General features: G+C 35.3%; 13 protein-coding genes. 11 read left to right on the forward strand and 2 right to left on the reverse strand.

All coding sequences use genetic code 11. From position 1 onward, the window contains the following. Nucleotides 1-5 precede the first annotated feature (5 nt). The 11 genes from KDE13_RS04890 to KDE13_RS04940 all read left to right on the forward strand — a co-directional run bounded on the left by KDE13_RS04890 (nt 6) and on the right by KDE13_RS04940 (nt 15,472). Nucleotides 6-1,994, forward strand: a complete 1,989-nt coding sequence (locus KDE13_RS04890) for a fumarate reductase flavoprotein subunit (RefSeq protein ID WP_212140885.1) — start codon at nt 6-8, stop codon at nt 1,992-1,994. Beyond that, complete coding sequence (locus tag KDE13_RS04895; protein ID WP_212140886.1) at nt 1,987-2,706, forward strand: fumarate reductase iron-sulfur subunit; 720 nt, start codon at nt 1,987-1,989, stop codon at nt 2,704-2,706. Before KDE13_RS04890 ends, KDE13_RS04895 begins: the two co-directional genes overlap by 8 nt. A gap of 766 nt (nt 2,707-3,472) precedes the next feature. Continuing rightward, nucleotides 3,473-4,141, forward strand: a complete 669-nt coding sequence (locus tag KDE13_RS04900; protein ID WP_212140887.1) for a thiol:disulfide interchange protein DsbA/DsbL — start codon at nt 3,473-3,475, stop codon at nt 4,139-4,141. Nucleotides 4,142-4,150: 9 nt separating this feature from the next. Then, nucleotides 4,151-4,777 carry a protein-disulfide oxidoreductase DsbI gene (gene dsbI / locus KDE13_RS04905; protein ID WP_212143004.1) on the forward strand — a complete coding sequence of 209 codons (627 nt, stop codon included), beginning with the start codon at nt 4,151-4,153 and terminating at the stop codon, nt 4,775-4,777. A 799-nt stretch (nt 4,778-5,576) separates the two neighbouring features. Beyond that, on the forward strand, nt 5,577-6,992 hold the full coding sequence (locus KDE13_RS04910; protein ID WP_212140889.1) for an aspartate ammonia-lyase: 1,416 nt from the start codon (nt 5,577-5,579) through the stop codon (nt 6,990-6,992). A gap of 140 nt (nt 6,993-7,132) precedes the next feature. Next, nucleotides 7,133-8,476 carry an anaerobic C4-dicarboxylate transporter gene (locus KDE13_RS04915; protein ID WP_212140890.1) on the forward strand — a complete coding sequence of 448 codons (1,344 nt, stop codon included), beginning with the start codon at nt 7,133-7,135 and terminating at the stop codon, nt 8,474-8,476. A gap of 1,314 nt (nt 8,477-9,790) precedes the next feature. Further along, nucleotides 9,791-12,070 (forward strand): thiosulfate reductase PhsA, encoded by a 2,280-nt coding sequence (gene phsA, locus KDE13_RS04920; protein WP_212143005.1) that lies wholly within the window; start codon nt 9,791-9,793, stop codon nt 12,068-12,070. Between the two features lie 10 nt (nt 12,071-12,080). After that, complete coding sequence (locus KDE13_RS04925) at nt 12,081-12,659, forward strand: 4Fe-4S dicluster domain-containing protein (RefSeq protein ID WP_212140892.1); 579 nt, start codon at nt 12,081-12,083, stop codon at nt 12,657-12,659. Then, complete coding sequence (nrfD, locus tag KDE13_RS04930; RefSeq protein WP_212140893.1) at nt 12,652-13,626, forward strand: NrfD/PsrC family molybdoenzyme membrane anchor subunit; 975 nt, start codon at nt 12,652-12,654, stop codon at nt 13,624-13,626. The genes KDE13_RS04925 and nrfD overlap by 8 nt, the downstream gene beginning before the upstream one ends. A 69-nt stretch (nt 13,627-13,695) precedes the next feature. Continuing rightward, nucleotides 13,696-14,364 (forward strand): response regulator transcription factor, encoded by a 669-nt coding sequence (locus tag KDE13_RS04935; RefSeq protein ID WP_212143006.1) that lies wholly within the window; start codon nt 13,696-13,698, stop codon nt 14,362-14,364. Then, nucleotides 14,348-15,472: a sensor histidine kinase gene (locus tag KDE13_RS04940; protein ID WP_212140895.1), complete on the forward strand. Its 1,125-nt coding sequence runs from the start codon at nt 14,348-14,350 to the stop codon at nt 15,470-15,472. The genes KDE13_RS04935 and KDE13_RS04940 overlap by 17 nt, the downstream gene beginning before the upstream one ends. On the opposite strand, the gene KDE13_RS04945 is transcribed toward KDE13_RS04940, so the two are convergent. Together KDE13_RS04945 and KDE13_RS04950 are read right to left on the reverse strand one after the other, a co-directional pair. Further along, nucleotides 15,448-16,329, reverse strand: a complete 882-nt coding sequence (locus KDE13_RS04945) for a cache domain-containing protein (protein WP_212143007.1) — start codon at nt 16,327-16,329, stop codon at nt 15,448-15,450. The two genes, KDE13_RS04940 and KDE13_RS04945, sit on opposite strands and share 25 nt — an antisense overlap. Beyond that, complete coding sequence (locus KDE13_RS04950) at nt 16,322-16,693, reverse strand: HIT family protein (protein ID WP_212140897.1); 372 nt, start codon at nt 16,691-16,693, stop codon at nt 16,322-16,324. The genes KDE13_RS04945 and KDE13_RS04950 overlap by 8 nt, the downstream gene beginning before the upstream one ends. Between the last annotated feature and the right edge of the window lie 11 nt (nt 16,694-16,704).

The following is a 16,704-nucleotide window of genomic DNA, read 5'->3' on the forward strand; positions in this document are numbered from 1 at the left end:
AAAATATGAATATAAAATATTGTGATGCATTAGTTATAGGTGGGGGTCTAGCAGGACTTAGAGCTGCTGTTGCAGCAGGCGAAAAGGGGTTAAGCACGATAGTTTTAAGCCTTATACCGGTTAAACGTTCTCACTCAGCTGCCGCACAAGGCGGTATGCAAGCAAGCCTTGGTAACTCAAAGATGAGTGAGGGCGACAATGAAGATGTGCATTTTGCTGATACCGTAAAGGGTAGCGACTGGGGTTGCGACCAGCAAGTAGCTAGAATGTTTTGTCAAACTGCACCAAAAGCTATACGTGAGCTTGCTGCTTGGGGTGTGCCGTGGACTAGGATAACAAAGGGTGAAAGAAGTGCGATTATTAATGCACAAAAGACGACAATTGTAGAAAAAGAAGAAGTTCATGGGCTAATCCATTCACGAGACTTTGGTGGTACAAAAAAGTGGAGAACCTGTTACACGGCTGACGCAACGGGACATACTATGCTTTTTGCTGTAGCAAACGAGGCGTTAAAACACAACGTTGATATACACGATAGAAAAGAAGCAATTGCCTTAATACACGAAAATAACCGCTGTTATGGTGCGATCGTGCGTGATCTAGTAACTGGTGAGTTAACTGCGTATGTTTCAAAAGGCACCCTGATAGCAACTGGTGGATATGGACGTGTCTATAAACACACCACAAATGCTGTCGTGTGTGAGGGTATCGGAGCAGCTATCGCACTTGAGACTGGTGTGGCCCAGCTTGGCAATATGGAAGCAGTGCAGTTTCACCCAACACCTATCGTGCCAAGCGGTATTTTGCTAACTGAGGGATGTCGTGGTGATGGTGGAATTTTAAGAGATGTTGATGGATATCGCTTTATGCCTGATTACGAGCCAGAGAAAAAAGAACTTGCTAGTCGCGATGTTGTTAGTCGCCGTATAATGGAGCATATCAGAAAAGGTAAAGGTGTAAAAAGCCCATATGGTGAGCATGTCTGGCTTGATATAAGCATACTTGGACGTGAGCATATAGAGAAAAATTTACGTGATGTACAAGAAATTTGTCAAATTTTTAATGGTATCGATCCAGCAGACGAGGGTCCGAAGGGCTGGGCACCGATCCTGCCTATGCAACACTACTCAATGGGCGGTATAAAGACAAAACCGACTGGAGAGAGTCCAACACTTGCAGGGTTATTTAGTGCTGGCGAGGCTGCATGCTGGGATATGCACGGCTTTAATCGACTAGGTGGCAACTCTGTATCAGAGACAGTTGTTGCTGGTATGATAGTGGGTGATTATTTTGCGGATTTCTGTGCCTCTCATGAGATAGAGATAAAGACTGATAATATAGCTAAATTTGTAAATAAAGAGCAAGATTACTTGCAAAGCCTACTTGATAAAGAAGGTAAATTTAATGTATTTGATATCAAAAATAAGATGAAAGATGTGATGTGGGAACACGTTGCGATATTTAGAACTGGCGAAGGTTTGGAAAAGGCAGTTAAAGAGCTTGAAGAGCTTTATATCCACTCACTTGATGTCAAAGTAACAAATAAAACGCTATTTGGTAACCCAGAGCTTGAAGAGGCTTACCGTGTGCCAAAAATGCTAAAATTAGCACTTTGTATTGCAAAAGGTGCATTAGATAGGACTGAAAGTCGTGGGGCACACTACCGCGAAGACTACGTAAAACGTGATGATTTAAACTGGCTAAATAGAACACTAGCAAGCTGGAAAGATGGCGATACGATGCCAACTATAACATATGAGCCACTTGATATAATGAAGATGGAAATTCCACCAGCATTTCGTGGATACGGTGCTAAGGGCAATATCATAGAACACCCAAATAGTGCCATCCGTCAAGCACAAGTTGATGAGATACGTGCAAAAATGGAAGCTGAGGGCAAAAGTAGATATGAAATTCAAGAAGCTCTAATGCACTACGAGCTTCAACCAAAATACAAAGCACCAAATGAAAGGGCAGGTATAGGATATGAGTAGAAAAATAACAATTAGAGCGTTTAAATACAATCCATTAAGCAAAATTTCAAAACCACATTTTGTTACATATGAGCTTGAAGAGACGTCTGGAATGACACTATTTATCGCACTAAATCAAATTCGTGAGAAATTTGATCCAGACCTTAGTTTTGACTTTGTGTGCCGTGCGGGAATCTGTGGTAGCTGTGGAATGCTAGTAAATGGCAAACCAAGTCTTGCGTGTCGCACACTAACCAAGGACTTCCCAAGTGGAGTGATAGAGCTTATGCCACTTCCAGTATTTAAACTACTAAAAGATCTTAGTGTCGATACTGGCAACTGGATGAATGCAATGAGTAAGAGAGTCGAGAGCTGGATACATACAGATCATGAGCCTGAGATTGCAAAGCTAGAAGAAAAAGTCGAGCCAGAAGTGGCACAAGAGGTTTTCGAGCTTGATCGTTGTATAGAGTGCGGTATCTGCGTAGCTGCATGTGGAACAGCTATAATGCGACCTGATTTTATCGGTGCAGTAGGGCTTAATCGCGTAGCACGCTTTAAAATAGATGCACTTGATAAACGCACAGATGAGGATTTTTATGAACTTATCGGTGATGATGATGGAGTGTTTGGTTGCATGAGTCTTCTTGGCTGTGAGGATAACTGTCCTAAACACCTACCGCTTCAAAGTCGCATAGCATATATGCGTCGTAAGATGGTAAGTGTAAAATAACACTAAGCAAAAGATAAAATTTATAGCTTTCTGCGAATATAAAAAGCATCGCAGAAAGCAAAACTACTTAGAAATTTTAAAATCTTATTTTTTAATAATTCCACATATTTCACTATCTCTTTATGATTTTGTGTCAAAAGTGTGCCAAACATTAGACATTTTAATCAATATAGAAAACATCATATTCTCAAATGACATTCATGACTGATATGATAAAAGTCGGCACTACTTTATGAGATGAGCTTTTAGTCATTGCCAAGGATAATATAAAACGGAGCTGACGAGAGTATAACATCAGTATTATAGAGGCTACTTATACTGAGCCAAACAGTGGGAATTTGATATTAAGCCTTATGTAGGCGGTTAGTTATGATATTAAAATACCATAATAACTATAAACATCGATCCTTAAAATTGTTGTCATATGTCTAAGTTTTGACTTTAAATTTAGAGCAATAGATTTATCTTATGACAAATTTTGGCGATAAATCTATATCGCAAATGTCGGCAGAACAAGGTAAAAGAACTTATAATGGAGTTTAAATTTTTTATTTATTACAATGGTGCGTATGGCAAAGATGTGAAGCCAAATATAAATTAAACTATTAAATTTAGTACTTGAACTGTTTTTTTAATATCTTTATAACTATAAATTTTTATATTTATTCATATTTTTTAAAATTTCAGCTAGATTTAATTTCTGTGTTAGTTTTATGAGATAATCATCTTTTATAATTGCACTAGATCAAATTTTAAGGAGCATATTATGAAAAATTTTGCTTTATTTTCAAAAGCAATCAAACTATTAGGTGCAGTTGCATTGTTTGGTGCATTAAATGCAAGTGCTTTTACAGAGGGGACAGACTATGTAAAGCTTGAAAAACCTTTAACAAATGCTGAAAATACACTTATAAAAATATTCAGCTATGACTGCCCATTTTGCTACAAATATGAAAAGAGTGTAACTCCAAAAGTTGTAGAAAAGACAAAAGATACTGTTAAATTTATACCATATCACCTCAAAACTAAGGGTAAATATGGTGAGTTAGGAAGTCAATTTTTCGCCTATTTATATGTAAAAGATACAGATGCTGGCGTTGATCTTTTTAGTGATAAATCTTTACTTAAAAAAGCAAAAATGGCCTATTATAAAGCATATCATGACCAAAAAGAGAGATGGAGCGATGGTAAAGATCCATACGCATTCTTAAAAACTGGTCTTGACGCTACTGGTGTAAGCAAAGCTGACTTTGAAGCTGGTGTAAAGGATCAAAAGGTTCAAGATATATTAAAACTATGGGATGAAAGCTATGATGTAGCTAAAATTCAAGGTGTTCCGGCATTTGTAGTAAATGGTAAATACTTAATCTACACAAAGAGTATCTCATCTATAGATGGCATGGTCGATCTTGTAAAAGAACTGGCTAAAAAATAAGGGTTAGCTGTGAAATTTATAGAGAAAATAGCAGCTTGGCAGGATACAAGATTTCCGTGGCTCTTGATGAGTGCGGCGTCTTTATTGCTCGTAATAGTCGCACATAGTATTTTTCAACACTATGTCTATATGGCTCCATGCGAACAGTGTGTATATATTAGATTTGCGTTTTTTTGTATGTTTTTTGGTGGTATTATAGCGGCAATTAATCCTAAAAATGTCGCACTTAAGCTCATCGGATATGTTTTGGCATTTTGGGGTGCGATACAAGGTATAATGTATTGCGTTAAACTAGCAGCGATCCATGCAGCAGTTCATAGCGATGATCCATTTGGTGTTCAAGGTTGTTCTACTGAGCCTCACTATCCATTTGGCATCCCACTTGAGAAGTGGTTTCCTGATTGGTTTTTACCGACAGGTGACTGTGGTTTTGACAGCCCGATAGTTCCAGATGGTGTAGTGCTTAGCTCACTACAACAATACTTAGTCGAGCTTTACAGCGATGGCTGGTATCTTATCCCATCGATGAAATTTGGCTCCATGGCAGACTGTTGCTTGTTAGGATTTGGATTAGCCTTTATCATTCTTCTTGCTATGGCGGCAAGTTGGATAGTAACTAAATTTAAAGCTAATTAATAACTTTTATTATGGGAGCTGGATATCTCTCCATCTTGCTCCCAAACTCTTTAAATTAAAATTTTTAAAATACATTTTTTAAACAAAACAAACTTATAAAACATATACTTTCATCAGTGGTTGCAGTTAATTTTGCTAGGAGTTAGTACTACAATAGTACCAGCGATAGGTTGAGTAAGTAATTCAGATAGAGATTATATTATCTTAGATAAATTTGACGAAGTCATTGTCGTATAACTATCATGAAAAATTGTGGACATTATATCAAAATATGCAAGCAACCATAGTGCAAAAAGCAATTAAGCCATAAGTCATAAAGTCAAGAATAAATGCTTTTTAAAACACAGCAACATCTCAGTATAGTCCATATTTTAGTTATTAAGTACTGTCAAAGTAAGTTACTAAAATTTATGTAGATTGTAGCTATATTTTGCCTATTAATCAGAATTTATTTAAAAAGAAACCAAGAAATACAAAAATACTCATAAAAATTTAAATTTAAAAACAAAGTTGTTATTTAATTAAAATAGATATTTTATCTTTTAAGCTTAAAAAATACTCAAAAATCATATTATTTTAGTTATATTTTAGTGATAAAAAAGTTATATTTTTATTTATATTGATATTTTTATGGATTAAATATAAAAATAAGCTTAAAATATAGGATTAATTATTTGTAACAATATCGTAAATATCGTCATTTAATATAAATATTAAATTTTAATTTAAATTTTAATTGTTTATATTTTTAAAAGTTGTATAGTTTTAATAACAATTCTTTTAAAGGAGAAAAAATATTATGAGTACTAGAAAAGAACACGACTTCATTGGAGAGCTTGAAATTTCTAATGATGTGTACTATGGTGTGCAAACATTTAGAGCACTCGAAAATTTTCATATGAGTGGAAGAACGCTTAAAGATTATCCATATTTTGTAAAAGCATTTGCTCAGATAAAAAAAGCTGCAGCACTTGCAAATAAAGAAGTCGGCGTTTTAGATAGCACAAAAGCTGATGCTATCGCTAAGGCTTGCGACCGCATAATAGCAGGTGAATTTTTAGATCAATTTGTAGTTGATATGATACAAGGTGGTGCAGGAACATCTACAAATATGAATGCGAATGAGGTTATATCAAACGTTGCACTTGAGATTTTAGGACACGCAAAGGGCGAATATCAATATCTTCATCCAAACGACCATACAAACCTTGGGCAAAGCACGAATGATAGCTATCCTAGCTCCATTAAAGTAGCGGCATATGCAAAACTTACAGATCTGCTTAAAGCGATGGAGCTTTTAAAGACTGAGCTTGAGATAAAAGCGAAAGAATTTAAAGATATTATAAAAATGGGTAGAACAGAGCTTGAAGATGCTGTTCCTACAACACTTGGAAATACTTTTAACGCATTTGCAAGTTATATAAAAAGTGACATCGAAAAGATTACAGCAGCAAGAGAGACTATGACATACCTAAATATGGGTGCAACAGCTATCGGAACTGGCATAAACTGCCATCCTGATTATAAATTTGTAGTTGAAAAAAAGCTAAGTGAGATAACTGGTGTAAATTACAAACCAGCCGAAGATTTTATAGCAGCCACTCAAGATACTGCGGATTTTGTGCATGTAAGTGGTGCGTTAAAAACCGCTGCTGTTAGACTAAGTAAAATAGCAAATGACTTACGCCTTATGAACTCGGGTCCAAGATGCGGACTTGGTGAGATAAATTTACCACAAATGCAACCGGGTAGCTCTATAATGCCAGGCAAGGTAAATCCGGTCATAGCTGAAGTTGTTGGTGAGGCTTGCTATGAAGTTATCGGCAATGATGTAACTATTATGCTTTGTTCAGAGCGTGGCGAGTTTGAGCTAAATGCATTTGAACCAGGTATCGCCTACGCACTATTTAACTCTATAAGCATACTTGAAAATGCGATGAAAACACTAGCTGAAAAAGCTATCAGAAAACTCACTGCAAATCCTGAAGCTTGCCTAAAAGCAGTTCTTGGTTCAGTTGGCATAGTAACAGCATTTAACCCACATATAGGCTATGAAAAATCAGCAAGTATAGCTAAAGAAGCCTTGCAAACTGGTAAAGCAGTTGGCGATATATGTTTAGAGCGTGGATACCTAAGTAAAGAGCAGATAGATAAAATTTTAGAGCCTAAGAATATGTTAAATCCTAGTATGGATAAAGATAGCATAGGTAAATAAAAATTAATTATAAATTTAATAATTTAATTTAAAATTTTATATTAAGTGCAATAAAATTCTGGCTTCAGATGGTGTTAAGATTGATTTAATTGCCATCTGAAATCTAAAATCTGAAATTAATTTTTTAAAAGGAGTAAGATATGGATATAATGCTGATTTTACAGATTATAGTCCTATTTGGGGGCATATACCTAGGTGTTAGACTAGGTGGTATGGGCGTTGGTTACGCAGGTGGTCTGGGTGTCATTGTTTTAGCGATGCTTGGTATGAAAGTAGAGATGAAGGGTATCCCTATGGATGTTATCCTTATCATTGCTTCTGTTATATCTGCTATTACGGCTATGCAAGTGGCAGGGGGACTTGATTATTTGGTTCAAGTAGCATCTAAAATTTTACGTAAAAATCCAAAACAGATAAATATACTAGCACCGGTTGTTACATACCTGCTTACTATATTTGCAGGTACTGGGCATACTGCGTTTTCTATGTTACCAGTTATCACAGAGGTAGCAAAGGGTCAAAACATAAAACCATCGGCACCGTTAGCACTTTCTGTTGTATCTTCTCAAGTTGCCATTACAGCAAGCCCTATTTCAGCAGCATTTGTTGCTATGACTGGCGTATGTGAGCCTCTTGGTGTTGCTTATCCGACATTGCTTTTTATATGCATATCTACAACATTTGTAGCGATGATAGTTACTGCTCTTTTTGTAAATAAATTTTATGACCTTGACCTTTCAAAAGATCCTACATACCAAGATAGATTAGCAAGAGGTCTGGTCGCCGAGATTAAAGCCGAGGAGTATGCAGAGCCAAAACCATACGCAAAACGCTCAGTTATGATATTTGGCATTGGCGTTTTAATCATCGTTGCTTACGCACTTGTTATATCAAAAAATATCGGACTAATAGAAAATCCAATCTTAACAAGAGATAACGCAATCATTAGTTTTATGCTAACTATCGGCTTTTTGATAGCAGTTTTATGCAAGATCGACACTGGTAAGTTGCTCTCAACTAGCACTTTCCAAAGTGGTATGAACGCTTGCATATGTGTTATCGGTATTGCTTGGCTTGGTACAACATTTGTTAATGGACACCTTGATTCTATTAAAGACATAGCTAAAGCGGTTGTTATAGAGTATCCATTTGTTCTTGCTATCGCGTTATATTTCCTAAGTTGTTTATTGTATTCACAAGCTGCAACCACAAGAGTTATGATGCCAGCTATAGCTGCTGCACTTGGTATGACAAGTCCAGAAAACTCGCAAAATATCTGGATACTTGTAGCATCTTTTGCTGCTGTGTCAGGTTTGTTTGTCCTTCCTACATACCCTACAACTTTGGGTGCTATAGCGATGGATGATACCGGTACAACAAGAGTTGGTAAATTTGTATTTAACCACTCATTCTTTATCCCTGGTACAATAATGGTCACTTTGTCTGTTATCTTGGGATTTTTAATAGCTCCAGTTTTGCTATAATAAATTTAACCGAGAGAGCTTTCTCTCGGTATTTAAATTTTTAATATTATTTAAAATTTACCGATTTGATATTTAAAAGCTAAAATATCCTACTATTAAGGAGATTGCAATGAAAAAGTTCGTATTAACTTTAGTTGTTTTTAGCTTTTTGTTTGTTATTGGTGAAATAATAGAATGTAAAAAAGTGTAGTTATGATAGTCATTGCTACTTATCTTCCAAAGATAAATATAAAAGCAATGATAATAGTTTAAGATACAAGAATGACTTTACTTAATTACAAAAGAATTTAATAAATTTGATAACAAAACTAATATGGTAAGTTTTATCAGTGAAAATAACCAAATAAATTTAAATACTAATATTTTTTAATCTGCTTAAAATAATTTTTATTACATTAGATAATGATAATATTTGACTTAGTAGTTACTGCATTTATAGATAGCTTATATAAGGATATCGTATGTGGATGAAATTTTAAATGCCGATAGTGATAAAATAGCATAAAATGGGGTATAAGTATGTAAATTTAAAGTTTAGTCAAAGTAGCTTCTAAAATCAAGATCTTGTTTGCTTTGAGTCGATTGATTTGTGTATGCTAAATGACTACTTGCAAAGTAAAGTAAGCGATAATGCGATAATGTTGCAAGCTTGTATGAAATTTTAAGCCAAACTATTAGCAACAATAAGTCCTTTAACGGCAAACTAACTCAGCTTGAGGTTGCTACTCGTTAAGATAGATAGTATAAATTCGGTATTAAAATATTGCTTATGATAGAGCATATGAGATTTATAAAGTAAAATAGCTGATAAATGTCATAGATCTAACCGGCTAGCAATGTAAAGCAATAGATAAGGTAGGTACTTTAGCTCAAATGGCCTATCATGATTTAAAGTTTCTATAGTAGAAAGTTAAGATAGCAATGAAACTAATGCATTAAATTTCAAATCTAAAAATAAAAATAATAAACAAACTCAAGAGCTATTAAATAAATTTACAGAGTTAGCACTTTAATATAAAGTGATATAAATATAACAAAAAGATATTTTATGCATTAAGTAAAAAGAGTAATTTTTGGCTATTTACATGGATAATTAGTCTAATTTTGATAATAATTTTAAACATTTTTTAATAAATTTATATATTAAAATTCAAATTTTAACCCCATATTTTAACTAAAATTTGATCTGTATTAAAATTTTTTATCAAACAATTTATAAATTTATAAGTTTAAATTTTATAATTAAGTTTTTACCTTATTTTTACGTAAATACTGTAAAATAAAATTAATTTTTTAGATTTAAGGAGGGATAAGATGAATAAATCTAGAAGAAGATTTCTTAAAGTCGGTGCTGGTGCTGGTGCATTGGCAACCTGTCTTACGCCTGGAAGTCTTGGTGCTGTTGGTGCTAGGGCTTTACAGGGAAGTGAAAATTTTACATGTAGTTTTTGTGAGATGTGCTCTACTCGTTGTCCGATCGAAGCACGCGTTATAGATGGCAAAAATGTCTTTATACAAGGCAATCATAATGCTGGTTCAACATCAGTATGTGCGCGTGGCGGAGCAGGACACAACCAGCTTTATGATCCAGAGCGTATCGTAAAACCACTTATTAGAGTTGGTGAGCGTGGAGAGGGCAAGTGGAGAGAGGCGAGTTGGGACGAAGCATTAAATTTAGTCGCTACAAAGATGAGTGAAATAAAACAAAAATATGGGGCACAAAGCTTTGTTTTTACTGCTAAATCAAGCCAAACACACAAGCTTATGGTAAGCTTTGCTAGTGCTTATGGATCACCAAATTGCTTTTCACACTTCTCTTGCTGTCCGATCACATACCAAATGGTCTGCGAACATATGTATGGTATCGCAAAGTTAAAACGAGACTTCTCAAACGCAAAATATATTGTAAATTTTGGACATAACCTTTTTGAAGGTATCGTCATTTCAGACGCGAAAAAGTTGGCTAAATTTGCTGATAAAAAAGATACAAAATTGCTCGTGCTTGAGCCACGCTTTAGTGTCGTCGCGGCCAAGGCTGATGAATGGCTACCAGTAAAGCCTGGCACAGATATAGCCTTTGTTATGGCACTTATAAACACTTGGATCAAAAATGGTACTTACAATAAAGAATTCATAGAAAAATTTACTATTGGCTTTGATAAGATCATCGAAGATACCAAAGATACAACCCCACAATGGCAAGAGAGCATCACCGGTATACCTGCAGCGACAGTTGAACGCATAGCAGCTGAAATTTGGGCTGCTGCACCAAGGGTCATCATCGACTTTGGGCATAAGACAACTACTACAAAAGCCGAATATATGCGGACTAAAGCAATAATGGTCGCAAATGCGATGATGGGTAACTGGGAAGTTAAGGGTGGTTTGTTTGGTGGTAAAAATGCTAAGACATTTAATAAACTAACTGGCACGAGTGATTTCCCAGAGCTTAGTAACCCTGATAAAGAATTTAAATTACCAAAAGTGCAACGCCTTGACTTTGCTGGTGAAGATGGAAAGCATAAATTTGTCAGTAACAAACACGGTGTTTTGATGGATATAGCAGATGCTATTTTAAATGAAAAGCCTTACCCTATAAAAGGCTGGTTTAATATTCGATTTAACCATCTCATAAACGTTGCTGGGACACAAAAGAGCATAGAAGCTCTTAAAAAGCTTGATTTTATCGTAGTGAGCGATATATATCTAAATGATATGGCAACATTTGCTGATGTTGTGTTGCCTGAGAGTACGTATTTAGAACGTGATGAGGGTATTGAAGATAAATCAGGTCAAAAACCAGCCTATATGATACGCAATAAGATCGTAGAACCGATCGGTGATACGAAAGACGGACTAAGTATATTTAGAGAGCTTGCTCGTAAAATGAAAATCGATGAACTTTATAAATACAACGATATGCGTGAGTGGCGTATGCAACAGGTTAAAGGAAATGTTGAACTTTTAACTGCTCTTGAAAAGAACGGCTATATCACGTGGAAAGTGCCTGGTATCTTATACCGCGAAAAGGGCTCAGTTGCTAAATTTGTAGAGAAGTATCCTAATGCTATGCAGTTTGTTGGCGAGAATGGACTTATGGACGATATGGCGAGATTAAAGACAAAAAGTGGCAAGATTGAGCTGTTTAAAGAAGATGTAGAGGCTCAGTTTCCTGGATATGGTGGACTAAATTTTAAAGATATAGATGTTTATGATGGACACGAGCTTTGCTTGATGAGCGGTAAAACGCCGATACACACAAACGGACATACTCAAAATGTACCATTTTTACACGATATGATGAGCGAATCGCCTATTTGGATACATCCAAAAACTGCCGAGCGTAAGAGCTTAAAAGATGGCGACTTGGTTTATCTGCAAAATAAATTTGGTAAGCAAAAAGGTAAAATAATGCTAACACAAGGCATCCGTGAGGATACGCTGTTTGTCTATCATGGATTTGGGCATATCACACCAGGAGCTACTCGTGCAAATGGTTTAGGTGTAAATTCTAGTGTCCTTTTAAATCCAGCCGAAGGACCAGTTGCAGCGACTATGGTTACAAATGTTGGCGTGGATATAGTTAAGGCATAAGGGGGTTAAAATGAGTAATAATGTAAAAAAATATATGATGATACACGATGAAAATTTATGTATTGGCTGTCAGGGCTGTTCGGTAGCATGTAGAAGCGAAAATGGCGTTCCTATGGGTGTTTATCGTCTGCAAGTGCATTCAAAAGTAAGCGGAGAGTTTCCAAATTTAAAGATGGATTTTATACGCCAAAGCTGTGTTATGTGTGAAGATAGTCCATGCGTAGATGTCTGCCCTACCGGAGCAAGCTTTAAAACCAAAGAGGGCATCACATTATTAGATCATCGCACTTGTGTAAGCTGTAAATACTGTATCTTAGCCTGTCCTTATGACGCTAGGTTTGTTGAGCCTGATACTGGCGAGATAGGCAAATGTACTTTCTGCTACGAGACGCGTTTAGCAAAAGGCGAGCAGCCAGCGTGTGTAACGGTGTGTCCGACTGACGCACTCATTTTTGGTGATTTAAACGATGAAACCTCAGAAGTTTCTAAAATTTTAAAAGAGAAAAAATACTATCTACCAAAGGCGGAGCTAAATACTCATCCGCAACTAGCTATGATAGCAAACCGCAAAGGAGGACACAATGAATAATATGTGGGGAAGTATGGCTCAATACACCGAGATTTACTGGCCGTGGCCGATAGCGATTTATCTATTTTTAGCAGGGCTTTCAGCGGGTGCTATGATGGTGGCGATTAAGCTTAGATGGAAGCTTATTGATCCAAATGCTGTTAGTGCTGAATCTAAATTTGATGCTTGTTTTAAGGCAGCAACTATCATCGCACCCATAACGATATGTATCGGACTTTCACTTTTAGTGTTTGATCTTGGTAAGCCACTTAACTTTTATTGGATACTTTTAAAGTATAACTTCACCTCTGTAATGTCAATAGGTGTTGCTTTGTTGCTTGTTTATACGCCATTTGCGTTTGCTTATTTGCTCGTTGCATTTGCTCCACAGATAAAGTCAATGAATATAGGTCTTTTAAACGGCTTATCAAATTTGATGTTACGCCCACTATTGCTTAAATTTATAGAAATTTTACTATTTATCCTAGCGATTGGCGTTGGTGTTTATACAGGATTTTTACTAAGTGCGGTGCATAAACTGCCACTTTGGGATACACCGATACTACCGATACTATTTTTAGTTTCAGGATTTAGCTCAGGTATAGCTGCTAGTGTGCTTGGCGGTATGCTTTTGTTTAAAAAAGATGTTGATAGACATATAGTTGCAAGCTTGCTTAAATTTGATCTTATTACGATAGTGTGTGAGTTGGTTCTTTTGGGTGTCTTGTTTGCTCTTATGTTTGGTGGAAATGAAGCGAGTGTTGCAGTAGCAAAGAGTGTGTTAAGCAGTAGCTATCTATCTCAAATTTTCTGGTTTGGGGTTATTGGAGTAGGGCTTATACTGCCTATCATTATTGATTTTACTGCACTAAAAGGACACGCGTATAAACCAGCTGTGATTATTTTTAACACTCTTATTGTAATCACAGGAGTAATTTTGCTAAGATATTATATAGTTTATGCTGGACAAATTTTTACAGGTGCTTAAAATTTGGGCGTTTTATGACGCCCAAAGATCCTTAAAATTACATTTCATATAAATTTAAGAGGGGAATATTTGAAAATTTTACTTTTAGAAGATGACGTTCAATTTTGTGAGAGCGTATGCGAATATCTGCAAGGGCTTGGTTATGACGTAGATACGGTCAATGATGGACAGGTAGCTTGCGATAAGATAGTAGCAAATTTTTACCATCTTTTTATACTTGATGTCAAGGTGCCATATTTAAGTGGATTTGAAGTGATAAAATACATCAAAAATTTAGGTTTAGATACACCGATAATGATAATGACTTCGCTTATAGATGTCAATGATATGGCAATAGGATATGAGCTTGGTTGTAACGAATACCTAAAAAAGCCATTTGAATTAGCCGAGCTTAAACTCCGTGTTGGTGAGCTTATGAGAAAATATTATAGCCTTGATGATAAAAATATCATCATTTTAGGTGGCGGTTTTGAGTTTAATACCGCTAGTAAAATTTTACAAAAAGATGGCATGGATGTTGGACTTAGTGCGAAAGAGCTTGAGCTAGTTGAATGCTTGATAATGCATCTAAATCGCTATGTTAGTATGGAAGATATAAGAGATCAAGTATGGAGAGACAAAGAGATAGATTCAGCTGATATTCGTATGCATGTTCTAAAAATTCGTCAAAAAACTTCAAATGATTTTATTATCTCAAAAAGGCGGATCGGCTACAAAATAGATGCAAAAAAGCTTTAAGATTCCGATAATATCTACTATTGTGATTATGGCTTTGTTTGTTTTTCAAAGCTTAACGATAATAAATTTAAGTAAAAAAGATGAGAGCTATAAAAACCTCTTTGCACTCATTAAATTTGAATCGCAAATCAAACAGCTATTTTTGAATAATGCAACACTGCCAAATTCAATGATATATAGGTATGCGATAATCGATACTAATTTGATGCCGATCGTTTCAAATTTAGAAAAGGTGCCAGAGAGTTTAAAATTTGTTATGCTTGAGGAAGATGGTTATTTGTATTATAAAAGTTTCTTTTTTAAAGATAAGCATCCATATTACATCATTGTCGCACAAGAGCAGGGGCATAAAAAGATGATATTTATCGCTGCTTTGATGCTTACACTCGTGCTTTTAGCTGTATTTTTCATACTTTATGTTTCATATCTTGGAAGTGTTAAGCCATATAAGGATATACAAAAGTATATGAATAACTTCTTTAATGACGCCATGCATGAGCTAAAAACACCGCTTGGTGTGGCTGGGATAAATTTAGAGATGCTTGGTGTGGATAATAAATACACAAGTCGCATCAAAAATGCTCTAAAGCAGATGCAAATAACCTATGAGGACGTAGAGTATTTTATAAAACGTGGATATATAAAATTTCCAAAAGAGTGGCTTGATTTAGGCAGTTATCTAAGTGAGAGAGTGGGATTTTTACAAAGCGTGGCAGGTGCTAAGCACACTCAACTTATGCTATATGTAACTAACCATGATACGGTTTTTATCAGTAAACTAGCTGCTCAACGCATAATCGATAACACAATAACAAACGCTATTAAATACAGTCCAGCTGATAGCAAAATACTTATAAATTTATATCGCGATGGTGATTTTGTAGTCTTTAGCGTACAGGATTTTGGCAATGGCATAAAAGACATCAAACGAATTTGGAAGCGTTATGAGCGTGAGGATGAAGTGCAAGGTGGCTTTGGTTTGGGGCTAAATATCGTCTCTGAAATCTGCCATAAATATGACATAATCTACGATGTCAAGAGCGAAGTAAACGTTGGAAGTATATTTTCTTATAAATTTAAAACTCAAAATAATCCATCAAGTGGTTGATAGTTTTGTGAGATATTACGCTCTTTTGCATCAGTATTTATATGTAAGACATAATAGCCTATCTTTTGTCCACTTGCATCTATAAGTGGCACGATACTGAAAAAATGCGTTTTGTATTCATAAAAATTTACCTTATTAAATTCAATATCGCGTAAAATTTCTAAGGAATTTAAGTTTGCACTGCTTAGATTTTCTATATAAAAATCATCTAAAATTTTACTATTTGTCTCGTCTTTTGTGGCTTTTGATTTTACTTTATCTATCAAAACATATAGATCTACGCCTTGTTCTTTATAAAATTTGCCAATATTTTCAAAATTTAACAATACTTCGATGCTACCGATATTTTGATTATTATAGGTTACATTTGAGACTGCACGGATAAATACTCCAGCTACACCAGCTTCTATTCCAGAGACTGGCTTTTTGCTATTTTTTGCTTCATTTAAAAGATGACGAAAAGAGACTAAAGTATCTCCATAGCGTTGTGTATCCCAGCTTCTGACGTAGCTTTTTAGATCGTTTGTATGTAGATGAATTTTTATGTCATTATACATCGAGACCGCACTGAGTGTTTTTATAAGCTCTTTTATATTTTTTAAGCACCCATCGCGGTTATCATTTAAAAAACACATATGTATCGTGTTATTTTGCCCTAGTAAAACAGCGATCGCCATTGATGAGAGTTTGGCATCTTCTACGCTTTTATGTAATTGTTTTATTTGATTATCAAAAAATAGCTTTATTGCAAAGCTATTTTGCTCTGTTTTATATGCACTATAAAACAGATAAAGCCAAAAGCAAACAATAGCAAATAGAACCGATATGAACGTAATTATAAGGCTTTTTTTACTCAAATTTTGTCCTTAAACTTGAGCTTAAAATTTTTGCAAATTCATCAAAATTTGGCAGGTTTAGTTCGTTTTCTCGCTGTTTTTTACCCCAAACACTCTCAGGGAAAAAGCTGTCGTTTTCAAAACGAGCGATAACGTGGATATGCACTTGTGGCACATAGTTGCCAAAACTAGCGATATTTATCTTTGTTGGAGCATAAAACTTAATCATAGTTTGCTCCGCTATCATCATCGCTTCAAATAGCCTTGTGCGTGTGGTTTCATCACAATCACTTAACTCACGAAAGTTATTTTGTGCAAAAATTTTAACCCATGGAAGCTCGTTATCTTCGCGTTCAACTCTTATAAATTTATCTTTATATATCATAAATTTCCCTT

The sequence above is a fragment of the Campylobacter anatolicus genome, from assembly GCF_018145655.1.
GTDB classification, from domain to species: domain Bacteria; phylum Campylobacterota; class Campylobacteria; order Campylobacterales; family Campylobacteraceae; genus Campylobacter_A; species Campylobacter_A anatolicus.